Below are 23,069 nucleotides of genomic sequence, written 5' to 3' on the forward strand. Positions count from 1 at the left end.
GTCACTGTAGAGCGCTGCCGCTGTCAGAGCGGTGACATCAAACTGACGATTCGCGGTCAGAAAGCTGACAGAGATGTCAAGAAAATTGATATCCAGTTGATTCCCGGCCCGGGAGTCATACCTGGCCGGCACTACGACGCGTTCAAGCAAAGGACGGCTTTGGGCCATTCTGACAAAACTGTCAGCCGTCGGTCAGTAGAGCGACTGAGATGGTCTTGTAGACTCGCCTGCCTCGGGCAGTTTGGCTCTCGGATTGCTCACTTTTCTACGGGATAGACGCAAGTGTTTCTGTTGGCAGCGGGTCTGATCGGTTTTTACGTGGCGTGGCGTTATGTATGGCGACTGAAGCTGGGCCTGATGGCAAAGGCCGTTCTGTCAGTGGCTGTCTTGATCGTGGCAGAGCATCAATGGCTGGTCAGCCAGGTAGCCGGAACCATGGCGTCACCGGAAAGTCCGCGTTGGCTCATCATCGGGTTTGGTGTCGCCTATGGCGCGCTGATCCTGCTGGCATGCTTCCTGCTGATCAGGGATGTGCTTGGCGGGCTGCTATATCTGGTTTCCAGGCCTGTCGGAAGCCGGTTGTTGGCTGCGCACAAGTTGCCCCATTTCATGGCGGTGTCGGCTCTGACGCTCGGCGCATGGGGAACATCACAGGCCGTTCGTGTGCCTGACATACGCAGGATGGAGTTGCCTGTCGCGGGATTGGCTGCGGAGTTCGATGGCTATCGCATTGTGCATCTGACGGATCTACACGTTAGTCGTCTTCTGGATCGCCCCTGGCTAGATGCCGTGGTGGACCAGGCGAATGCGCTGAATCCCGATTTGATCTTGATCTCCGGGGATCTGGTGGATGGCACGCCATCGACGCGCGCAAACGATATTCCGCCCTTGGGACGATTGGCTGCCAAGGACGGCGTGTATGCCGTCGCGGGCAATCATGAATATTACGCCGCCTATTCTCAATGGATAGAGGTCTTTCGCCGGCTGGGTATCACCGTTCTGGAGAATGAGTACACCGTGATTCGTGAGGGTGCGGGCGAGCTGGTCATCGCGGGTGTGCCTGATCAGGTCGGCTCCCGTTATGGCCAGATCGGCCCTGATGTAGCCAAAGCATTGGCCGGCAGACCGCAAGGCGTGCCTGTCATCCTGATGGATCACCGTCCTGGCAATGCCAGAAGTAATCGCGCGCAAGGCGTGGACCTGCAACTGTCGGGCCACACCCATGGCGGCCATATTCGTGGATTCGATTTGCTGGTGGCGCGCTTTAATGCCGGATTCGTTTCAGGTCTCTACGATGTCGATGGCATGTCGTTGTATGTAAGCAATGGCGCTGGGCTGTGGCCCGGCTTTCCACAGCGTATCGGGCGCCCCTCGGAAATTACGGAAATTACGTTGCGGCGGCGCTCGTAGCGGGTATGGGAGCGGTGTCAGTGCGCTGCCGATTCGGCAACGCCCGGGACACCTCTTCGTATATCCTGCGAGAAAGTCGCGATGTCCTTGTTGTCCAGTGCGCGCTGGGTGTAGTGGCCGGCGCGTCGATAGGCCTCGATGCTGTCGGCCCCCGACAGCGCGTCCAGTTCGTACATGTATTCGGGTAGGTAACCAGATAGCAATAGCCGGCGATCCAGGGGCAGGCCAGGTACGATCTGTTTGGTCAGCTGATAAATGATGGTGGTGCAGTTGGCCGTGACGGTATTGTAGAAACGGGGGCGATCTCGTAACTGGTTGGCCGTGTCCAGGTATGACAGGAACAGCGCACGGGCGGCATCCGGGGACATTTGTATTCGATATAGGTAGCCTTCCTCGCCGCGCACGTTGGTGCGTACGCGCAGGCTGTCTTCTTCGGTAGAGGCGAGCACCGCCAATTCATATTGACGGAAAAAACCTCCGATTTCGGAAAATTTATCGCCTAGTTTGCGGCGGATCTCGACCGAAAAAATCACATGCTGTCCATCGGAGAAACCAAACGACACCATGGTATGGGCAATGGCTGGACGGCCCCAGTATGACAGCGCCATATCGACAGATTGCAGCTTGCTCAGGTCATAGGTGCGTGTTTCCCAGCGCGGATCGTAGTCGGTTCGCGAGCGCCATTCGAAATTGCGCACGTTGTGCAGTGTGACCAGGTTGCCATTGACGGATCCGTGAGTTTGCTCGGCCACCTCCGGCATCCATTCCCGCGTATTCGAGGGGCGCACGCCTAGCCACCACCATGCCTGCATCACGATCCATGCGGCTGCGAACAGGGCGAGGGGGAGATAGGTTCCCCGTATTACGCCCACGATCGCTGCGATTGCCAGCACGGTCCACGCGGCAACGAAAATAATGCGTAGCGGAGCCTGAAACCACAGCGCGAGCGCTCCCCAGAATGCTACGGCCAACACCGCAAGCACAATCACAGTGTGTAAGAGCATGGCTTTTGTTTTCCGTTTCACGGCAGGATTTTTGTGTGGGGTGCCGAAGTGGCCATGGATGCTTACGATGTTTCGCGAGAGGCTCGCGTTTCTGTATGCTGCGAGGTTGCTTCACGATCCTGAGCGCGCCAGCCGGCTCGCATGGCGGCGATCTTTCGAATTGCCGACTGCGAGACTTTCCACCATCCAAACGGACGCGGATCGGCCAGCATGCTCACTGCGCGCGCGTAGTCCAGCATCAGGCCTGGCGTCCAGGCCATCGTCAGCGCGCGCTTGCGGATCTGGGCGGCTACCCAGAGTTCAGGGGTGATCAGCAGACGCAGCAATACGGTCCATCCGGCATCGGGACCATGCAAGTGCCCTACGGCTCCGTCCACTGCAGCCTCCAATGCTCTCGCGACGGAAGTCGAGCAATTACGGTATGTCAGGTTATAGGTGGTGTTTTGCCGGTACTCGTCCCAGAACGCTTGCAGCTTTGCGGGATCGTAGTTGCGTATGCGGACTTGCACGGTCGATGGGCACCAGGCCTTGGACTCGGTGGCATAGTCCGGTTGGAACGTGCCAGGAACGTTGTTGGCATCTGTTGCCCGCAGTAGATTGCCGAACTGCTCGGGAGAGTGATCGATTTCCTGAGCGGGATAGAGACTGACGTATACGCCTTCGGGAGACTCCAGCGCCGCATGGCCGGTGGACACCACGCCGTTGACGTCGACGGCGGCGATATAGCGATTCACCAAAAGATAATTGCGGGTTTCCGTTTTGGCGGATCCCGAGGGGGTCCAGATGTGTACCGTCAGGGCATGGTCGGAATCTGCTGGCGGGCCGTCATAAGTAGTGGGCCTGGGATTGGTGACCTTGGTCGGCATGAAATCGGGGTGGGTATTTGTCGCCAGGGCTGGATTGGATTTCAGGCTGCGGACGCGGCGAGCCAGGGCCACCAGTTTCAAACCGGCAAATATCAGGAACAGCGCGATGCAGTACGGAACGGTGCCGACATAATGCGTGGGATAGGGCTGGAAAAAGAAAATCGCGAGCAGGATTTCGGCAATGCCCGATGCGAGCACATAACGCCATCGGCGATATCGCACGACGTAGGCAGAGATGCTCTGCATCAGCCCGTCGGCCAGGAACAGCAGGCCGAAAATCATCGACAGGACAAAATGACCGTGATGATGGCCAGCCAATACCAACATGCCGGCTAATAATACGAAAATGCCCTTGGCGTAGCGCAAGACACGTTGGCCGCCCACGCCGGATTGCGCAATGAGCAAAGTGGAGACGCCGTCGATGATGAACAATATGGCAAAGAGTTCTAGCGGGAAATAGGCGACACCATCCGTGGCGTCGATCAGGACGACCACCCCCACCAATACCAATAGATAACCTGTGATGACGAGGGCTCTTGCGCGTTTGTGCAGGTAGTCCAAACCTAACAGCAATAGAACCAGCTTACCCATGGTCTTCAGCGCCCCAGTGTGAAAACATGGGGAAATCTTACATGCTAATGGGCATGCGTCATAGGCGAAGGCGGGCGAGCGTGTCGCAGTGCGGAGACATTCGTCCCTCGCCCGTATGCCAGCGCCGTCTACGTTTTATGAGCTCGATAGCTTGTCTTGTACGCGTTGCGCAACATCGGCCGGTACCCAATTTGTCCAGATATCCGGATAGGTCTGCAAGAAATAGAGAGAGGCTTCTTCGAGTTCCAGGCCCTCATTTTCCATGTGCCCCAATGTGGCCGTCAGCTTTTCTTCGGGTACGTTGACCTTGGCGAGAAAGGCGGTCAGCTGCGGCGCGCGCTGCGCAAATTGGCTGTTGACCGCTGTCACGACGGGATACTCGGCCAGGCCTGTGGGTCGAGGGTTTTCGCATTTTGGGTCGGTGATGCATGCCAACGCTTTCTCATCCACCGGCGGCATTTTCAGTTTGACCAGGTCCAGCGAGCCGACGAGCGAGGTAGGTGTCCAGTAATAGAACACGATGTCCTTTTTGCGCTTATAGGCCGAGGTGATTGCGGCGCGCTGCGCGGCAGCGTTGCCGGGTGAGTACACCAGGTATTCGTCTTGCAGGTTGAAGGCCTTCAGCAGATTGGCATTGATGGTGCCGCAGGTCCAGCCCGCCGCGCAGCCGTAGATGCGTCCTTTACCGGGATCCTCATTGTCGATGAAGGTCTCATGCAGGCCTTTGAGATCGGTGGCGCTGCGCAATTGCGGAAATTTTTCGGCGGTATAACGAGGCACGTACCAGCCATCGGTCCCGGTAAAGACGGTGCCGACGGCTTTGATCTTGCCTGCCGCGATGGCTTCGTCCCAGGGCTCTTGCATCTGGGTGATCCAGATTTCGCTATTGATATCGACGTCACCGCGTTGTAGTGCGGCAAACATGGGCAAGGTGTCGCCCTGTTCGACTTGGGTCTGGCAGCCGTAGCCGTGTTCGACGATGTAGCGTTCGACGTTGACCAATATCTGATTCGATTCCCAATTCATCCCGCCGAATTTCATCGGTCTGTCGAGTTCGCAGGTGGGAGATTGTGCATGAGCATTGACGCTCATTACCGTCCCGATCGCGACGCTGACAGCGGCCAAAATGGGTTTGATGCGCAGATATTGAGTCATTAATCGATGTTCCCTGTCTTCCGTGGCAAAGGGGGCGATGGTAGCAGATGGCGATTTTTGGGCTGCGTTGTCCCGTTCTGCCTGACGCATCACTGTGACTGCTTCACCACGTCGATCAGCGCGCGCAGCGCGGGAGGCACGTGGCGGTTGCTAGGAAAATAGAGGAACAGTCCTGGTATGTCCGGGCACCAGTCCTCAAGCAAGGGGAGCAACCGCTTGGCGCCGAAATAGGGCGCGGCGTAAGGCTCCGGCACGAATGCAATGCCCAGGCCCTGCGCGGCCGCCTCCACCATGAGCTGGTTATTGTCCAGTGTCATCCCGCCCGGCACGTCGATGGCGAGTTCCTGGTCGTGCTTCTTGAATTCCCAGCGATATCGCTTGCCGCTGGGCAGGCGCTGGCGAATGCATTCGTGCGTCATCAGATCGTCGGGGGTGCGGGGCGCGGGATGCGACTTCAGGTACCCCGGGGCGGCGACGGGAAGAAAACGCAGCGACGGCCCCAGGCGAACCGCGACCATGTCCTTGGGCACCGCCTCGCCCAGGCGGATGCCGGCATCGAAGCCGCGCCCGACCACGTCAATCAACTGGCCTTCGACCGAGAGATCCAGTTCGACTTTCGGATAGCGTTCCCGCAGGCGCGGCACCGCGATCTGCAGCAGCATCCGGATGGCGCCTTCGCTGCCGTTGACACGGACTACGCCGCTGGGTTGGCCTGCGGCGGCGGCGGCTTCGCTCAACGCCGTGCTCAGGTCGCTCAGAATGGGCGACAGACGCGCCAACAGCCGTTCGCCGTCCTGCGTCAAAGAAACGCTGCGCGTGGTGCGGTTCAGCAGGCGCACCCCCAGGTTGCTTTCGAGACCTCGCATGGCATGGCTGAGAGCGGAGTGCGAGACGCCCAGCACGTCGGCCGCGCGGCGAAAGCTTTTATGCGAGGCCACCGCCATGAAGGCATGCAGATCGGAAATCGAAGGTGTCTTCATTGGTTCATTTTACTCATCTATTCATGCAATCAGTACGGTATTCCCTAACTAATCGAGGCTCCGTACCATGGTGTCCATGGCACTCAAACAAGGAACGAACATGAGCAAAACTTGGTTTATCACCGGCGCCTCGACAGGACTGGGCAGGCTGTTGACCGAACGCCTGTTGGCGCGCAAGGACCGCGTGGTGGCGACCGTGCGCCGCGACGGCGTACTGGACGAACTCCAATCCCTGCACGGCGAACGGCTTCTGGTCCTCAAACTGGAAATCACCGACGCCACGGAGATTCGTGAGCGCGTGGAGCAGGCGTTCAGCGCCATGGGCCGTATCGACGTGGTGGTCAGCAACGCGGCCTACGGATTGTTCGGCGCCGCCGAAGAGCTGAGCGACGCGCAGATCGACCGCCAGCTCGCGACCAACCTGATGGGCTCGATCCAGTTGATCCGCGCTGTGCTGCCGAAGCTGCGAGAGCAGGGTGGCGGGCGCATCGTGCAGGTGTCTTCCGAGGGCGGCCAGATCGCGTATCCGGGTTTCAGTCTCTATCACGCCACCAAATGGGGCATTGAGGGCTTCGTCGAAGCCGTGTCACAAGAGGTCGTGCCCTTCGGCATCGATTTCATCATCGTCCAGCCGGGCCCCACGCGCACGAACTTCAGCGCGGCGCTGGACAACGCGCCGATCATGGATTGCTACGCCGGGACGCCGGCCGACGAAGTCCGGCGATCGATCACGTCCGGCAGCTTTGCGGCGTTCGGGGACGCGGGCAAGACGGTCGACGCCATGGTCGACGCCATCGATGCCGAACATCCCCCGCTGCGGCTGGCCCTGGGCAGTTCGACCTACGACAAGGTGGGCAGCGCCCTGCAGCAACGACTGGAAACCTTGCAGTCGCAAAGGGCGGTCGCCTTGTCCGTCATGGAGTCAGCATGAGGCCGCGGCCGACCATGCGCCGCGTCGACAGGGGGAGCAGACGATGCCATTGATGAGAGCCTATTTCGCGGCGGCCATCGCGGCTGCTGCCATTACCGCGACGAGCGCGCAAGCCCAGTCCTCATCGCCCAACAAGGTGCAGGGCACCTGGCGGGTCGTGTCGGCGCAGATCGAGGAGGATGGCAAGACGCGTCCGGTCTACGGCGAGCAACCGCAAGGCATGCTGGTGTTCACTCCCGACATGCATTTCGTCGAAGTCCTCACCGATGGTTCGACGCCGCGATTCGCCTCCAGCGCGCGCGGTCAGGGCACCGATGCCGAGAACCGCGCCGCTATGGCGAGCAGTATCGGCTTTTTCGGCACCTATAGCGTAGACGAGCACGGAGAGTTCAGCGGCAATCGCGTCCTCGGCTCGACCTTTCCCAATTGGGTGGGAAGCACGCGCACGAGCAAGGAGCTCAGCCTCGTCGTGAAGGGCGACCGCATGTCCGAGCGTTTCCAGCGCCCCGAAGGGTCGCGGGTCACGATCGAATTCGAACGGGTGCGAAATCCCACGAATTAAAAGTCCTGTTGGCTTTTTCTACTTTGTCGGGACATGAAAATGATGGAAGATTCGGTTATGCGCTGACGGCAGTTTCCCCGCCGCCGGTTTGATTTGACCTTTGATCCGGACACTCATCATGAAAGCCATTGTGTATACCCAGCACGGTTTGCCGGCCAGCGATCCGAAATCCCTGTTCGAAATGGATTTGCCTCAGCCCACACCGGGCCCTCGTGATTTGCTGGTCAAGATTCGGGCGATTGCGGTCAACCCGGTCGATACCAAAGTACGTGCCGGCGCGCCGACCGACAAGCCGCGTATTCTGGGCTGGGATGCCGTAGGTGTAGTCGAAGCCATCGGGAGCGACGTGTCCCTGTTTCAGCCGGGTGACGAAGTCTATTACGCGGGCTCTATCGCGCGGCCTGGCTCGTACGCCGAATATGGCTTGGTTGACGAGCGTATCGCTGCCAAAAAGCCTCGCACGCTCGCGGACGACGCTGCGGCAGCACTGCCGCTGACCTCGTTGACAGCCTGGGAGCTATTGTTCGACCGGCTGGGTGTCGAGGAGGGCGGCGGTAACGGCGATGCGTTATTGATCGTGGGCGCAGCTGGCGGCGTTGGCTCGATATTGACGCAGCTTGCCGCGAAGTTGACCAAATTGCGGGTCATCGGCACCGCTTCGAGGCCAGAGACAAGCCAGTGGATCCGTGATCTGGGTGCGCATGATGTGATTGATCATACGCAGCCGCTGTTAGAGGGATTGCGAGCCATAGGCGTGCCTCAAGTACGCTACGTGGCCAGCCTGACGCACACGGGCAGCCATTATCCGCAATTGATCGAAGCCTTGGCGCCGCAAGGCAAGCTGGGCGTGATCGACGATCCAGAGACGCTGGACGTCATGCCGCTCAAACGCAAGGCCATTTCGTTTCACTGGGAACTGATGTTCACGCGCGCTTTGTTCGAAACCCCGGACATGGTGCGTCAACACGAGATCTTGACCAACGTGGCGAGGCTGATCGATGACGGCACATTGCGCACCACGCTCGGGGAGCATCTGGGCCAGATCAACGCAGAGAATCTGCGCCAGGCACATACGTTGATCGAGAGCGGCCGGTCTCGCGGAAAGATCGTGCTGGAGGGCTTCTGAACGCCCGGTTCAATCGGCTTGAGTCACGGCGGCTTTACTGACTTTCCCCATTGAACCGACAGTGCCATCAAGCCGGCGTCATCACCACCATGATCTCCGCATCGCGGGCACTCAATGACAGGTATATGTGGCCTTGTCCGCTATCGAAATAGGCAGACTCATGTTTGCTGAGCGTCAGGTTCTCACCCGACTCGAAACAGATACGGACTTTGCCAGACAAGACCACGATGAATTCCTGGCCCGCGTGTCGGATGAAGCCGTCAAAATCCTCAATGCGGCGAGCCATGATGCGCCCGTACATGGGCGTCATGGTGCGTTGGGGATAGTCGCCGGCGAGCAATCGATAGCTGTAGTTGCCCGTGTCGTAGTCCGGTGACTGAGTGGTCGAGGCCCGCGTTGGAACGGTGCCATGGTGTGCGTCCGGGTCAGACAGCAACTGAGAAATGTCGATGTTCAGCGCACGCGCAACGGCGGTGAATTTCTCGTAGCTGACGGAAACCTGGCCCAATTCCATCTTGGACAGGGTAGACAGGGCCACGCCGGAGACGGCGGACAATTGCTTCAGGGTCAGGGCACAGGCTTTGCGGGCGGCGCGCAACTGTTGACCCATGCGTACGCGCGCCGTATCCGGCGAAGAGGGGGCAGAGGGCTGAGTCAAGCGCGATACCTCGAAAATGTGCAACGCCGGCGGGGCGCGGCTGCTTGGGAGTGCAGACAGGATGATATGGGTGGCGCTACATGCTACGCAAAACTCGTTCCGCACCGTATAAGGTAACTACTGATTGACTGTAATTTTGTCACATAAGAGAATTCTCTTAAATGAGAATTATGGAAGCGCAGTCCCGCTATGAACGAATCTGATGTATTTGACTTTGCCGTGGTCGGTGGCGGAATCGCCGGGGCCTCGGTGGCGTATCGGTTATCCCGCCACGCCCGGGTGGTGGTGCTGGAGCGGGAGGAACAGCCTGGCTACCATTCCACCGGCCGTTCGGCCGCCATGTTCATGGAGGCCTACGGGACACCGCAGATTCAGGCATTGACGCGCGCCAGCCGGGCGTTTTACGAGCAGCCGCCCGAGGGGTTTGCCGAACATCCGATTCTGTCGTCCCGTGGGTGCCTATACCTGGGCAAGACCGGCCAGGAAGCATTGCTGCAACAGGTCTACGAAGAGACCGTCAAAGCCGCGCCCAATGTCAGCCTCCTCAGCGTCGATGACGCGATGTCCAGAGTGCCATGTTTACGCGCGGACCGTTTGATCGGCGCGATGTTCGAGCCCGAGGCGCAGGATCTGGATGTGCACGGATTGCACCAAGGATTCCTGAAGGCCATGCGTCAGCAGGGCGGAGTGCTGCGTTGCAAGGCCGAGGTGGCCTCTGCAGTGCGGGATGCGGGGCATTGGACCTTGACGCTGGCCGATGGGCAGACGGTACGTGCGGCGCACGTGGTCAATGCTGCGGGTGCGTGGGCGGATCACGTGGCGGCTCATTTCGGCGTGCAGCCTATCGGATTGGAGCCGCGCCGACGCACCGCATTTACCTTTGCCGGTCCGGAGGGCGTGGATTGTTCGCAGTGGCCTACGGTGTCGGATCTGGACGAGCAGTTTTATTTCAAACCGGATGCCGGACAGCTGCTGGGTTCACCGGCGAATGCCGACCCGGTGGCCGCCCACGACGTCATGCCCGAGGAACTGGACGTGGCGACAGGCATTTATCACATCGAAGAGGCCACCACTCTCACGATTCGACGCCCGCGTCATACATGGGCCGGGTTGCGTTCGTTTGTGCGTGATGGCGATCTGGTCGTCGGGTGGGATGATGCAATGCCCGGATTTTTCTGGTTGGCTGCGCAAGGCGGCTACGGGATTCAATCGGCCGCCGGGGTATCCGAGCTGGCGGCGGCGTTGTTGTTGAATCAGCCGGTACCCGATACGTTGTTGGCCCACGGCGTACAGGCCGCGGTCATTGCACCTGCGCGTCTGCGTTGATTCTTAAATAAGCCCGCCGATACGCGGCTGATCAAGCACAAGGGGAAACCATGAAGACCTTATCAACGATATGTGGCGCTTTGGCCATCGGCGTAGCGGCGATGGCTGCCACTCCACTCAGCGTGGCGGCCTATCCCGAGCGGCCCATTCAGTTGATCATTCCCTATTCGCCGGGGGGCGCTGGCGATGTGGCTGGCCGTATTCTGGCCAAGGCGATGAGCGACGCATTGAAGCAGACGGTCGTGGTGGAAAACAAGGCGGGAGCAGGCACGATTCTCGGCGCGCAGTTTGTCGCTAAAGCGAGTCCGGATGGCTATACGCTGCTGCTGAGTTCCGGGACGACATTCACCATCAATCCCGCGATTTATCCTTCGTTGCCTTATTCGCCCAAAGAGGATTTCGTGCCCTTGGGTGTTCTCGGGCGAACGGCCATGGCGATCGTGGCGAACCCGAAAACACCGTACTCCAATCTGGCTGATCTGGTGAGCGCTGCAAAGGCCAAGCCCGACAGTATCGCCTATGCGTCTTTCGGCATCGGGACAGTCTCGCATTTTGTGGCCGAGCAGTTTCAAGAGGCTGCGGGCATCAAGATGATGCATATCCCTTATAAGGGCAGCGCGCCTGGGATGACGGACTTGATTGGCGGCCAGGTTCCGGTGATGTTCGATACCGTGGTGGCTGCCATGCCGCAGGTAAAGGCGGGAAAAATCAAGGCACTGGCCGTGACAACGGCAAAGCGATCGAGCTTTTTGCCCGATGTGCCCACATTGGCGGAAAGCGGATATCCTGGGTTTAACGTGGATACGTGGATCGCCTTGTTTGCGCCGAAAGGCCTGCCCGAAGACGTGCAGCATACGTTGAGCCAGGCGATGGAAACCGCGCTGAAGGATCCCGCCACGCTGGATCAGTTGCGTACCGCTGGCGTTGAGGCCTCGTTCGAGTCCGCAGAGTCGCTGCGCAAGACCATTGCAGAAGAAACTCCGCGTTTTGCGGAAATTGCCAAGCGCGCCAATATTCAGGCGCAGTGAGTGCCGGTTATGCCATCGAATATTGTGACGCCTGAGTTTTTACAAACGCTGCGTAATGCCGAACCCGTGCTGTGGTTACGTCCCGGGCCTGGGGATTGTCGTGTGGACGCGCCCGCAGACACAGGATTGACGACGGATCAGATCGCGGCTGCGCAGGCACGGTTTGATCGATTTACGCCATTGCTGGCGGAGCTCTTTCCCGAGTTGCGCGACATCGGCGGGATGATCGAGTCGCCGTTGCTGCGTACGCCGAAAATGCAGGCGGCTTTGGGTTTGCCCGAGACGCAGGGGCGATTGTGGCTCAAGGCGGATCATGCGTTGCCAGTGGCTGGATCGATCAAGGCGCGCGGCGGCATTCACGAGGTTCTGGAATTTGCGGAGTCCGTGGCGTTGCGAGAGGGGCTGATTCAATCTGGCGACGATTACCGGAAATTGGCCACGCCCGCCGCGCGGGCATGCTTCGCACGTTATCAAGTTGCGGTGGGGTCCACTGGCAATCTGGGGCTGTCAATCGGCGTGATGGCGTCAGCGCTGGGTTTCCGTGCTGCAGTGCATATGTCTGCGGATGCGAAGGCCTGGAAAAAAGCCCGCCTGCGGGCACGTGGCGTCGAGGTCGTCGAGCATAGCGGCGATTACGAGCGCGCTGTTGCGGCGGGCCGGGCGCAGGTACAGGCCGATCCTCATGGCTATTTTGTCGATGATGAACGTTCGGCCTCGCTGTTTATGGGGTATGCCGCCGCGGCGCTGCATTTGCGTGCACAGCTCGATGCTGCACAGATTCGCGTGGATGCGCAGCATCCCTTATTTGTTTATCTGCCCTGCGGCGTGGGTGGTGCGCCTGGCGGGATTGCTTATGGTTTGCGGCAGGTGCTGGGTGAGCATGTGCATTGTTTTTTTGCCGAGCCCGTGCAATCGCCGTGTTTTCTGGTGCGCATGATGGCGGGCCATGGTCAGTTGCCCGGCCTGCCGGCAGCGCCTTCGGTGTATGACGTCGGCTTGCACAATCGTACCGAGGCTGATGGGTTGGCAGTACCGCGCGCCTCTGAACTGGCATATGGCGCGGTGGGGGGGATGTTGTCTGGAGTCTATACGGTGGCGGATCAGACCTTGTTTGACGACCTGATTCGTCTGCACGATACCGAAGGCATACGGATTGAACCTTCCGCGGCGGCGGGTTTCGCCGGTCCTCAGCATATCTGTCTGAGCAGTGCCGGCCAATCCTATCTAGCCGGACAAGGCTTGCTGGCGCAGATGCCGCAATCAACACATCTGGTATGGACCACCGGCGGGCTGTTTGTGCCCGACGAAGAATATGCGCGTTTCCTGAATCGCCGTTGATTCACTATCGGAGCAATGCATGAAAAAAGCTTTACTGGCGATGAGCCTCGCCATGTCCTGCATGGCAGTAGGAATGCCATCCGCCGTGGCGCAAGAGCCTTACCCCTCTCGTTCCATCACGCTGGTCGTGCCATTCCCGCCGGGCGGCTCTACCGATACGATGGGCCGCGTCATGGCCAAGGCCTTGGGCGATGTGCTGGGGCAGAGCGTCGTGGTGGAAAACAAGGGTGGCGCGGGCACGGTGATCGGCGCCAGCTATGCGGCCAAGGCCGCGCCGGATGGATATACCTTGTTGGTCAGTTCGGGCACGACGTTCACGGTCAATCCCGCGATTCGCACCAACATGCCCTACGATCCGGTCAAGAGTTTCGAGCCGTTGGGCATCGTGGGGCGTACAGGCCTGGTGCTATTGGCGAATCCCAAGGTGCCAGTGCATAACCTGAAAGAGTTCGTGGCGTATGTAAAAGACCCCGCGAACAAGCAGCCGCCTTATGGTTCGTACGGCACGGGGACCACGTCGCAGTTTGTCGGCGAGGCGTTTTTGGCCGAGGCCGGATTGCAGATGGCGCATATTCCCTATAAAGGCAGTGCGCCCGCGATGACGGATTTGATCGGCGGGCAGATCCCGTTTACGTTCGATACGGTGTCGGCTGCGATCCCGCAGGTCAAGCAGGGCACTGTGCGGGCGATTGCTTTGTCCAGTCCGAAACGTTCCAAGTTTTTTCCGGACCTTCCTACGTTTGTAGAACAGGGGTATGCTGGGCCCGAGATGGATACGTGGTTCATGGTGGTTGCGCCGCGTGGCTTGCCGGCAGCGGTCAAGACCAAATTGGAGGCGGCGCTGCAGACCGCGGTGTCGAACCCCGAGGTTCAGAAAAATCTGGAGGCCCAGGGGTTCGAACCGGACTACGGCAGTGCCGCGGACGGCGAGGCACTGATTCAAAAAGAATTGCCGATCATGCGCGACATTGCAGAGCGCGCTCATATCAAGCTTGATTAAGGTTCTCTCATGGCACTGGATGATTCCCTGGTTTCTCTTTCGGCCGTTACGCTGCGGCAAATGATCGGCGCGCGGCAGTTGTCGCCAGTCGAGTTGCTGGAGGCCTGCATCGCGCGTATCGAAGCGGTGAACCCGTACGTCAACGCGGTGACGGCCAAGGCCTATGCGCGTGCGCGCGAAGAGGCTCGCGCCGCCGAGCGCGCAGTGATGGCGGGGGACATGCTGGGCTTGTTGCATGGCTTGCCAATGGGGGTGAAAGACCTGGAGCCTACCGCGGGGTTGCTGACGACGTTTGGTTCGCCGATCTATCGGGATCATGTGCCAGAGCACGATGTCGAGCTGATCGCGCGTTTGCGCCGCGCGGGCGCGATCGTGACGGCCAAGACCAACGTGCCCGAGATGGGGGCGGGAGCGAACTCGCGCAACGTTGTATGGGGTGCGACGGGGAATCCATTCAATCCGAATCTGAATGCGGGTGGGTCCTCGGGCGGATCCGCTGCGGCGTTGGCATGCGATATGTTGCCGGTCTGCACAGGCTCGGACACGGGCGGATCGTTGCGTATTCCCGCTGCCAAGTGCGGTGTGGTGGGATTCCGTCCCTCACCTGGCGTGGTGCCCAGTGTGCGCAAGTTGCTGGGCTGGACGCCGATTTCAGTCGTGGGCCCGATGGGGCGCACCGTCGAAGAGGCTTGTCTGCAGATGGCAGCCTCGGCCGGGATGGATGCGGGCGATCCGTTGAGCTATCCTCTGGATCCGTTGTCGTTCCTGCGACCGGAGTCGGTCGACCTGGGCTCGTTGCGCGTGGCGTATACCGAGGATTTCGGCGTGTGCGCGGTGGATGATGGCATTCGTGCCACGTTCCGTACAAAGATCGCGGCGATGAAGCATTTGTTTGCGGCCTGCGATCCGATCGAGTTGGACCTCGGTGATGCTCATCGTTGTTTTGATGTGTTGCGCGCCGAGGCATTCGTGGCGGGGATGCGCGAGGCCTATGAGCGGGACCCCGCCAGCCTGGGGCCCAATCCTCGCGCGAATTATGAGATGGGCGCGGCGATGAGCCTGAAGGATAGCGCGTGGGCGCAAGCCGAACAGACACGTATCCTGAAGCGTTTCCAGGAGGTTTACGCCGACTACGATTTGATCCTGTCGCCGACCACGCCGGTGTCGCCGTTCCCGTGGACGAGCTTGTATGCGGATACGATCAACGGCGAAAAGCAGGAAAACTACTACCGTTGGCTGGCGCTGACGTACGTGGTGACCTTGACCACGCATCCTGCCTTGTCCTTGCCTTGCGGTCTGGACGGACATGGAATGCCGTTCGGTTTGCAGATCGTGGGGCCGTTCCGGGGCGATAGTGAGGTGCTGGGAGCGTCGTACGCGATGGAGCAGGCGTTCTCGCGCATCGAGGCGCTGCGCCGCCCGCGTCCGAATCTGGCGGCATTGCAGGTTGCCGAACCGGCGTTGACGTCGATTGTGACGGCGCCGCCCGTGTTGGATGGACAGGGGCAGGGCGGGGCTGTATCGGCGGTGTGATGGTTTTTTTTGGAAGGTGCAGGTCGAAGGTGTGGCCTGGTGGAGGCGGGACGGGTTCTTGAGACGTTTGCCGCGGCTGCCCAGCCGCGGCAAACTCATGCCCCGGAGGACTCGGATCACGATCCTGAGCTTGAGCTGCTGACGTCGACTTCCGGTTGTACCGACATGCCTACGCGCAGCAGGCTGGTGTTTTCTTGGTCAGGATCCAGCGCAATACGCACGGGCAAGCGTTGCACGATTTTCGTGAAGTTGCCCGTCGCGTTGTGAGGCGCGATGGCGGAATAGCTGACGCCGCTGGCGGGACCTACGCTTTGCACTTTGCCGGAAAATGTTTGTCCGGGCAGCGCGTCGACAGTCAGGGTGACAGGCTGGCCTGCGCGCATCTTTGCCAGCTGGGTTTCGCGGAAGTTGGCTTCTACGTAGATGTCCGCCAGCGGGACCACGGTGACGAGCGATTCGCCGACTTTTGCGAAATTGCCGACCCGGATGTTCTTGTGGCCGATCACGCCCGTGATCGGGGCCTTGATATGGGTATAGGACAGGTTGAGCTCGGCTTGTGCGACAGCCGCTTTGGCTTGTTCGACGGTGGCAGCGGCGCGTTGCAGATCGGCCTGCAAAATGGTCAGGCGTTCGGTTTCGGCTTGGTGAATGGCACGGTTTTTCTCGTGCTGGGCTTCTTGTACGCGCAGACGGGCCTGGGCCTGCTGGCGAGCTTGAATGGTGCCTGAACCATCTGCTGCGAGGTTGCTATAGCGGTTGAAATCGGCACGAGCCAGTTTGAGATTGGCTTGGTCGGCGTCTAACGTCGAGCTGGCTTGATGGATGACCGATTGCTGCACCGTGGCCTGCGCCTTTAATGCGTCGACGCTGGCTTGTGCGCTGGCGAGCGTGGCCTTGGCGCTGCGCACGGCTAATTCGTAATCACGATCGTCAATGCGAGCGAGTAACTGGCCGGCTTTGACGGTGTCGTTTTCTTCGGCCAGAACCTGGGTAACCAGCCCTGCGACCTGAGGGGCGACGGAGGTGATATCGGCCCGGATATAGGCATCGTCCGTCGATTGAGACGACGCGGCGGCTTCGGGACGGTTGATCAGGATGGCCGCGATGACGGCGGCGGCTATCAATACGCCGCCGGATACGGCTTTGGTTTTCTTGCTCAATGCCATGATGGTTCTCAGTGCTTTGAATCAGTGTTTCGAATGCATCGCCACTGTCGGCGAGGGGATGTATTGGAGGGCGAATACCAGCGGAATCAAGATGGCTGCGAAGACCGCCAGCGTCCAATAAGCGTCGGCGACGGACAGCACGGCAGCTTGGCCGGCGATCGCGGATGCCAAGTCAGCCGGTGCGGGAGTCTGCGCCCGCGCGGCGTGATCCAGCAGCATTTCGCTGTGAAAGCGCGTGCGCAGTTCGATCAGGCGGCTGATCACCGCGGAGCCTGCCAATGTCCCCAAGGCGCGCAGGAGATTGACCATGCCTGAGACATAGGGGCCTTCCATAGGTTGAACCACACTGGTCGACAGAAACAGCAGCGCCACGACCGCCAACGGTTGGCCGATGGCTTGCAGGCTCTGGGCCCAGATGAATTCCATCCACATCCATTCGGATGTCAGGTGTGCGCCTATCACGCAAGACAAGGATAGACATGCGAGCCCTAGCGCCATGACGGCACGGGCGTCTACCCATTTGCGGTATAGCAGCAGCGACACCGCGGGAGCGACAATGAGTTGGGGAAGCCCGATCATCAAGCCGATGGGAGCGCTTTGCTGCGCACGATAATTCCAGGCGTGGCCCAGGTGCAGTGAAGGCAGCAATGATCCGGACAGGAAGATGACCAACAAGGAAAAGAAAATCGTGAAGCCCAGTCCCAGGTTACGCCGGCCCAGCAATTGCAGTTTGATGAACGGTGCAGGATGGTGCCATTCCGTAAACAGGTAGTACGCCACCAGCAGTATGCCTACGACAAGGCAGGTGCTGATCAATGGGGAGGAGAACCATTCGAGTCGATTTCCCTGATCCAGACCGACGGCCACGAGCCCCAGGCCGAGGGCGCCGAAAATCAACCCGAACCAGTTCGCCTGACTAAAGCGCTCGGGTTTGGGCATGTCTTGCGGCACACCCCAGGCGACCAATAGGCCTGCAACCAGGCCTGCAGGGATGATCTGCCAATACACCATCCGCAGATCAAGCAATTGGTCGGTCCATAGTCCGGCCAACCATGTAGACACGTTGGGCGCAAAGGTCGCTGTCATCGAGTACAGCGCCAGTGCATACAACCGGATCGATGGCGGCAGGAATCTCAGTGCGGCCATCATCAACAAGGGGATCAGGGAACCGGCGGTCAACCCCTGCAGCGCGCGCAGGATCAACAACAAGCTCATGTCGTGCACGAACGGTAGTAAGCAGGCAATCGCGCTGCAGGTTCCCAGCATCATCAGATGAAAACGGCGCAAACTGAGCGTGATCGCAAACCAGCCCGCGATCGGCATGGCAAGCAGTTCGCCAGCGCTATAGACGGTGGTGATCCAGGATCCATCGTCCAGGCCAAAGCCGCTGGCGCCACGCAGATCGGCCAGGGCCAACGAACCTACCCGGTTATTGATGCCAGCGATCATGGCGGCCAGGAATATGCCGGTCAACCCAACAGCCAGGCGCGGGGTGAGTGTGTTGGCGTTATGGCTGGCCGCTGCGGGAATGTTGTTCGGAGACGGAGCGCCGGCGATTGACGGTGCGCTGGTCGATGCCGCCGCCGCAGCAATATTGCCTGAGGCTGGCGGCGCGGCAAGAGAGGCCGTGGTCGAGGTCATGATTGTGCCTTGGTCTCTGCCTGCGGTGCCCAGCCGCCACCTAGCGCTTTGTAGAGATAGACGATCGCCACGGCGCTACCCGTAGTCGCATTGCTGAGCTCCAATTCGCTCGCTAAAAGGTTGCGCTGAGCGGTCAGGACTGTGACGTAGTCTGTCGCCCCGGCACGATAGGCACTTTCTGCGGCGTCCAGCGCCTCTCGGCTTTCGGTCATGGCGCGCTGCAATGCGGTCTGCCGCTGTTGTTGCGCGACGAGAGCGTTGAAGGCATTGTCGACTTCGTGCCAGGCTTGCAGCACGGTTCGACGATAGCTAATGGCGGCCTCTTTCTGCTTCAGTTCGGTGAGCTCCAGCGTGCGTGTCAGGCGGCCGCCTTCGAAAATCGGCAAATGAATGGCTGGGCCGATAGAGAAATTCGTAGAGCTCCATAAGCCCAGGTCATCACGATCAAAAGCCTGAGTGCCAAAGCTGCCGATCAGGGATATACGGGGATAAAAGTCCGCCTTGGCCACGCCGATTGCAGCGGTGGCCGCGTGCAGATCAGCCTGGGCACGTTGGATGTCGGGACGGCGCAGGGCCAGTTCAGAGGGTAGTCCAACGGGCAGCTGTACAGCGGCGTTGGGCAGCGCGCGGGCTTGCTCCAATTGAGCATCCAGACTGCGAGGTGGTTCGCCGACCAGCAGCGCCAGCGCATTGAGCAGGACATTCTGCTCATCGCGCAATTGTGGAATCAACGCATCGACGGACGCCTGTTGAGACAGGGACGAGGCGACGTCAAAACGCGTTGCGACGCCATTTTTCTGGCGGCTCTGCGTCAGTCGGACAAGATGGGTTGCGATATCCTGGTTTTGCAGCGCGATAGCCAGGCGTGTCTGCACGCCGCGCAGCGCGAGGTATTGCCGGGCGATTTCCGCGGACAAGGAGACTTGTACGCCGCGTTCTTCATAGACCGAGGCCTCGAGCGAGGCGAGGGACTGCTCGCGTTGCCGGCGCAATCTGCCCCAGATATCGATTTCCCAACTGGCATCAAAACCTGCCTGCCACAGATCGGTCGCAGCCGTAGGAGCCCCGAGGGCGACCATCGGCCCGTTTTCACTCAGCGCCTGGCGCGTCACGCCGGCGTCCAGCCCGATGCGCGGAAACAGGCTGGACATGATGATGCCAGAGCGCGCGCGGCTCTGCTGTACGCGCAGCGCGGCAGTTTGTATGTCGAGGTTACCTTCCCAAGCTCGGGCGATCAGGCTGTCCAACACCGGATCGTTCAGCAAGTGCCACCAGTCTCGGGGTACGGGGTCCGCCGATAGTGTTTGTCGAGCGTGCCCCGCTTTAGGCTGGAGCTGCATGCCGTCAAGCGCCGCGTGCGGTGCCTGGAAATCCGGGCCGACGGCGCAGCCGGCAAGCAACGCCAAGGCCAGAATTGGCGCTGCCCGGCTGCCGAAGTAGGTGACGATAGACATGGGATAAGCCGTACGAAAACTTTGCGGATTGAACTAAACCTCTCGGTACAGTATGGTATTCTTTGTCGAGAGACAGGTCAATCATTTTTTAAACCGAACGGTACACATACGCAGATGAAAAAGGCCGATCACCAATCTGAATCCGCTGCGGGCCAGTCGAGGAACGCGGGGGCTGCACGAGGAACAAACGGCGCACAGCCTGGCCCTGGCAGCGGTTTCAAGTCCTCGGAATCGTCTCCGTGTCCAACGGGCAAGGCATTGGCGGTGCTTGATGCTGCGCGCGATGTTTTTTTGACGCACGGTTTTTCTGCGGCGACGACGGACATGATTCAGCAGGCCGCGGGTGTGTCCAAAGCCACGGTTTATGCGCACTACCCTACCAAAGAGGCCTTGTTTGCTGCGGTGATCGAACGGCAATGCGCCATGCATATGGACGCGCTCAGAGCCGGGCGGTCGATGTCGGGAGGTATCCGGGCGGTGTTGGCCGACCTGGCAAACGCATACCTGGATTTTGGATTGGCGCCGTCGGGCCTGGCTCTGTTCCGCGTGGCGGCAGCGGAAGCGATCCGCTTTCCAGAGCTGGCGCGCACTTTTTACGAGAAAGGCCCCAAGGTCTATTGCACGATCGTGGCCGAACATCTAGAGCGGGCGGTGCAAGCCAAAGAGTTGGATCTAGGCGCAATGACTGCCAAAGAGGCCTCTGCGGTCTTTTTCAGCCTGGTCCGTGGACACATTCAACTGCAAAGCTTGTTGTTGTCCGATCGCCCGCCGACAGCGGCCCAGCGCAAGCGCTGGGCCAATTTGGCGTTGGAGACTTTCTTTAAGGCGTTTGGTCCGCGTTAGCCACGGTCGATGACGCGTCCGCGCTGCCACCCAGCACTTTGTAGAGCGTGACGCGGTTGATGGCCTCGTTCAATTGTCGCAATAATATGGCAGTTTCCGTGCAAAGAATTGCCCATTTTGGAATGGGAGCGCATTGTGCAAGAGCAAACTGAATCTGGTGAAGGCCCCGTTTGGGGTGGAATGGTGTTTCGGGCGCTGCGGCCGGAGGACCTGGCGCAGGCATGGGGGTTGTCGCAAGCCGCCCGGTGGCCGCACCGGCTGGAGGATTGGCAATTCATCTATCCGCTGGGTAGTGGCGTAGCGGTGCTCGACGGCGATCAGCTGATTGGCGTCGCCATGCATTGGGATTTTGGGTCATACGCTACGTTGGGGATGATTATTGTTTCTGAGGCGTATCGGGGGCGAGGTATTGCAAGCCAATTGGTGGCGCGCATATTGAATACCTTGTCGGCGCCTGCAGCGCTGTTGCATGCGACGCCGCATGGCGCAGGCGTGTACGCCCGGCATGGTTTTCAACCGGTGGGGCAGATCAGCCAGCATCAGGGCGTGGCGATCGACAAGCAGCTTGAGACGCTACCGGCGGGTTGGTCTCTACGTCCTGCGATACGTGATGATCTGGATGCCCTGGCCGAATTGGACCGGCGGGCATCGGGGCTGTCGCGCCGCCCGCTAATGCAAGCATTGCTCGATCAAGGGCAGGGCGTGGTACTGCAAGAGCATGACGAAATGATCGGGTTTTCGATGTTGCGTCCATTTGGGCGTGGCGAATTGATCGGGCCTGTCGTCGCCGTTGATGAAAAGGCAGCGCGTGTATTGATCGCGCATTGGCTAGCTGTCTGCGCGGGCCGATTCGTACGCATTGATATTCCACCTGAGATGGGTATTGCCAGCTGGCTGGCCACGGCGGGGTTGATGCGGGTCGATACAGGCACACGGATGGTCTGCGGTGCGCCTGCCGCGGGCGATGGGAAGTTTCATGCTTATGCCTTGGCGGCACAGGCATTGGGTTAGGCAAGTGTTGAAGATATATGGCGAGGCAGTTTGGGGGGGCTTCGGTGTCGGCGACGTTAGCGTGCTTATGGACGTCGAGCCGAGGCAATCGGGCCGTGAGGGCGCCTCAAAGCCGAGTGGAGCGGATGTCGAAGGCAGCGCGAAGGCGCGGACGAGACGAGCGAACACGGTGTCCGGCGCCCGCGCGCCGGACCGGCTTTGTGAAGCCCTCACGGCCCGATTGCCTCGGCTCGACTCGCAGTAACTCAAGCTCATGACATCGCTGGCACGGTTGTTTTGCTTGGCATTTTTCTGCAGCCGTGTTGGCAAAGAGGAAGATCTTGCAGGGCTGCCATTTTCGGGTGCCCTGCACCCCCGAAAATGGCGATCGGTCCGGGCATGGGGCGGGGTGGCGCGGTGCCAGTTTGGAAGACCTGCTTGGCGATAGTTGATGCATGCGGTGATGATGCATAGAGCGTGCGGATGATATGTAAGTCGTAATGCGAAAGATCTCTTGCTTGTCATTGACCAGGCTGGGTGCCTCCGCGAGGCTGCTCAGGGCGAATCTCTCAGTAATCGCCGGCGGGTCGCTACGGTCTGGTAGCACTCGCAAAAAGTCTTGGCCAACAGGCTGAGCGGATTTCCCGACGGGTACACGAGATATGTTGAGAACACGATATCCGGCGCAAACGGTTTGATCGCAATATTCAAGGACCGAAAGCTGTCGGCGACATCGGGATTGGCGATGCTGACGCCTAGATTCAGATCCACCATATGGCAGATCGCGGCGGCAAAATGCGATTCGTAGGATAGGCGCCGCTGATCGCCTGCCGCGGCGAACACGGCGTCGATCACCTTGCGCATGGCGTCGTTCGGTGACAGCGAGAGAAATCGTTCGCCCGCCAGGTCTTTGGGGGTCAGCGGGCGGCGTTTCGTGGCCAGGGGATGCTTGGTCGATACGATGCAGACGCCCAGCGATTTGCTGGCCACGTGATGGCCGATGCCCGGGTTGCTGAAAATATCGGACGCGACGCCGATGTCGCTATAACCTGCAGCGGTCCATTGGCAGACCGTGATGGAGTCCGCCACATGCAACGATACCGTGACGTCGGGGAATTTTTCCGCGAACAGCCGGATGGCCTCGGGTACGGTCACCAGGGCAGGAGACGGCACGGCCGAGATGCGCAAATGTCCTGTCCCGCGCGTACGCAATGTCGCCGCAGATCGCTCCAGGCTGCGCAGGCCTGCGAACGTCAATTCGACATCACGAAAGAAAACCTCGCCTTCCCGTGTGGGGATGAGTTTGCCCGCGATGCGTTCAAACAAGCGCAGACCGATGCGGCTTTCCAATTGGGCGATGACCCGGCTGACGTTGGGCTGGGTCGTGTTTAGGTCTTTGGCCGCCTGGGTCATGGACCGCGTCAGCATGACGGCTCTGAATGTTTCGATCTGGCGGAAATTCAGCAT

Annotated in this window: 20 protein-coding genes; 11 read left to right on the plus strand and 9 right to left on the minus strand. The window is 60.0% G+C overall.

Annotated features, from left to right (window positions below; all coding sequences use genetic code 11):
* The first annotated feature begins 282 nt into the window (after positions 1-282).
* Positions 283-1,410 carry a metallophosphoesterase gene (locus tag ACYVIT_RS04095; RefSeq protein WP_415807710.1) on the plus strand — a complete coding sequence of 376 codons (1,128 nt, stop codon included), beginning with the start codon at positions 283-285 and terminating at the stop codon, positions 1,408-1,410.
* Positions 1,411-1,427: 17 nt separating this feature from the next.
* Here the strand turns inward: ACYVIT_RS04095 and ACYVIT_RS04100 are convergent, their stop codons facing one another.
* From ACYVIT_RS04100 to ACYVIT_RS04115, 4 genes are all read right to left on the minus strand, one after another.
* The gene (locus ACYVIT_RS04100; protein ID WP_415807709.1) at positions 1,428-2,414 is read right to left on the minus strand and encodes an Lnb N-terminal periplasmic domain-containing protein; all 987 of its coding nucleotides are present in this window, start codon (positions 2,412-2,414) and stop codon (positions 1,428-1,430) included.
* A gap of 62 nt (positions 2,415-2,476) precedes the next feature.
* Positions 2,477-3,871, minus strand: coding sequence for an HdeD family acid-resistance protein (locus ACYVIT_RS04105; RefSeq protein WP_415807708.1), 1,395 nt, complete (start codon positions 3,869-3,871; stop codon positions 2,477-2,479).
* 135 nt (positions 3,872-4,006) lie between these two features.
* Entirely contained in the window at positions 4,007-5,026 is a 1,020-nt protein-coding gene (locus ACYVIT_RS04110; RefSeq protein ID WP_415807707.1) for an ABC transporter substrate-binding protein, read from the minus strand.
* Between the two features lie 89 nt (positions 5,027-5,115).
* The gene (locus ACYVIT_RS04115; protein ID WP_415807706.1) at positions 5,116-6,006 is read right to left on the minus strand and encodes a LysR family transcriptional regulator; all 891 of its coding nucleotides are present in this window, start codon (positions 6,004-6,006) and stop codon (positions 5,116-5,118) included.
* 100 nt (positions 6,007-6,106) lie between these two features.
* Between ACYVIT_RS04115 and ACYVIT_RS04120 the strand changes: the two genes are divergently transcribed.
* The 3 genes from ACYVIT_RS04120 (at position 6,107) to ACYVIT_RS04130 (ending at position 8,625) form a co-directional block, all read left to right on the plus strand.
* Positions 6,107-6,937 (plus strand): SDR family oxidoreductase, encoded by an 831-nt coding sequence (locus ACYVIT_RS04120; RefSeq protein WP_415807705.1) that lies wholly within the window; start codon positions 6,107-6,109, stop codon positions 6,935-6,937.
* Between the two features lie 43 nt (positions 6,938-6,980).
* Entirely contained in the window at positions 6,981-7,499 is a 519-nt protein-coding gene (locus tag ACYVIT_RS04125; RefSeq protein WP_415807704.1) for a lipocalin-like domain-containing protein, read from the plus strand.
* 118 nt (positions 7,500-7,617) lie between these two features.
* Positions 7,618-8,625 (plus strand): zinc-binding alcohol dehydrogenase family protein, encoded by a 1,008-nt coding sequence (locus tag ACYVIT_RS04130; protein ID WP_415807703.1) that lies wholly within the window; start codon positions 7,618-7,620, stop codon positions 8,623-8,625.
* Positions 8,626-8,692: 67 nt separating this feature from the next.
* Here the strand turns inward: ACYVIT_RS04130 and ACYVIT_RS04135 are convergent, their stop codons facing one another.
* Positions 8,693-9,283, minus strand: a complete 591-nt coding sequence (locus ACYVIT_RS04135; protein ID WP_415807702.1) for a helix-turn-helix domain-containing protein — start codon at positions 9,281-9,283, stop codon at positions 8,693-8,695.
* A gap of 189 nt (positions 9,284-9,472) precedes the next feature.
* Here ACYVIT_RS04135 and ACYVIT_RS04140 point away from each other — a divergent pair, with 189 nt between their 5' ends.
* From ACYVIT_RS04140 to ACYVIT_RS04160, 5 genes are read left to right on the plus strand one after another with little or no spacing between them, the layout of a single operon-like run.
* Complete coding sequence (locus ACYVIT_RS04140; protein ID WP_415807701.1) at positions 9,473-10,609, plus strand: NAD(P)/FAD-dependent oxidoreductase; 1,137 nt, start codon at positions 9,473-9,475, stop codon at positions 10,607-10,609.
* A 50-nt stretch (positions 10,610-10,659) separates the two neighbouring features.
* Positions 10,660-11,637: a Bug family tripartite tricarboxylate transporter substrate binding protein gene (locus tag ACYVIT_RS04145; protein ID WP_415807700.1), complete on the plus strand. Its 978-nt coding sequence runs from the start codon at positions 10,660-10,662 to the stop codon at positions 11,635-11,637.
* 9 nt (positions 11,638-11,646) lie between these two features.
* Positions 11,647-12,975, plus strand: a complete 1,329-nt coding sequence (locus ACYVIT_RS04150; protein WP_415807699.1) for a D-serine ammonia-lyase — start codon at positions 11,647-11,649, stop codon at positions 12,973-12,975.
* Positions 12,976-12,994: 19 nt separating this feature from the next.
* Positions 12,995-13,975 (plus strand): Bug family tripartite tricarboxylate transporter substrate binding protein, encoded by a 981-nt coding sequence (locus ACYVIT_RS04155; RefSeq protein ID WP_415807698.1) that lies wholly within the window; start codon positions 12,995-12,997, stop codon positions 13,973-13,975.
* 9 nt (positions 13,976-13,984) lie between these two features.
* A complete protein-coding gene (locus tag ACYVIT_RS04160) occupies positions 13,985-15,508 on the plus strand; it encodes an amidase (protein ID WP_415807697.1) in 1,524 nt (507 codons plus the stop codon).
* Between the two features lie 116 nt (positions 15,509-15,624).
* On the opposite strand, the gene ACYVIT_RS04165 is transcribed toward ACYVIT_RS04160, so the two are convergent.
* Genes ACYVIT_RS04165 through ACYVIT_RS04175 form a run of 3 tightly spaced genes read right to left on the minus strand, consistent with a single transcriptional unit; the run spans position 15,625 to position 19,769 of the window.
* Positions 15,625-16,674, minus strand: a complete 1,050-nt coding sequence (locus tag ACYVIT_RS04165; protein ID WP_415807696.1) for an HlyD family secretion protein — start codon at positions 16,672-16,674, stop codon at positions 15,625-15,627.
* 21 nt (positions 16,675-16,695) lie between these two features.
* Positions 16,696-18,315: an MFS transporter gene (locus ACYVIT_RS04170; RefSeq protein ID WP_415807695.1), complete on the minus strand. Its 1,620-nt coding sequence runs from the start codon at positions 18,313-18,315 to the stop codon at positions 16,696-16,698.
* On the minus strand, positions 18,312-19,769 hold the full coding sequence (locus ACYVIT_RS04175) for an efflux transporter outer membrane subunit (RefSeq protein ID WP_415807694.1): 1,458 nt from the start codon (positions 19,767-19,769) through the stop codon (positions 18,312-18,314). Before ACYVIT_RS04175 ends, ACYVIT_RS04170 begins: the two co-directional genes overlap by 4 nt.
* Before the next feature lie 264 nt (positions 19,770-20,033).
* On the opposite strand from ACYVIT_RS04175, the gene ACYVIT_RS04180 reads away from it, so the two are divergent.
* Both ACYVIT_RS04180 and ACYVIT_RS04185 read left to right on the plus strand, forming a co-directional pair.
* A complete protein-coding gene (locus tag ACYVIT_RS04180) occupies positions 20,034-20,612 on the plus strand; it encodes a TetR/AcrR family transcriptional regulator (RefSeq protein ID WP_415807728.1) in 579 nt (192 codons plus the stop codon).
* Positions 20,613-20,747: 135 nt separating this feature from the next.
* On the plus strand, positions 20,748-21,623 hold the full coding sequence (locus ACYVIT_RS04185) for a GNAT family N-acetyltransferase (protein WP_415807693.1): 876 nt from the start codon (positions 20,748-20,750) through the stop codon (positions 21,621-21,623).
* A 534-nt stretch (positions 21,624-22,157) separates the two neighbouring features.
* Here ACYVIT_RS04185 and ACYVIT_RS04190 read toward each other — a convergent pair.
* The gene (locus ACYVIT_RS04190) at positions 22,158-23,069 is read right to left on the minus strand and encodes a LysR substrate-binding domain-containing protein (RefSeq protein WP_415807727.1); all 912 of its coding nucleotides are present in this window, start codon (positions 23,067-23,069) and stop codon (positions 22,158-22,160) included.

It is taken from the genome of Bordetella muralis, assembly GCF_054781015.1.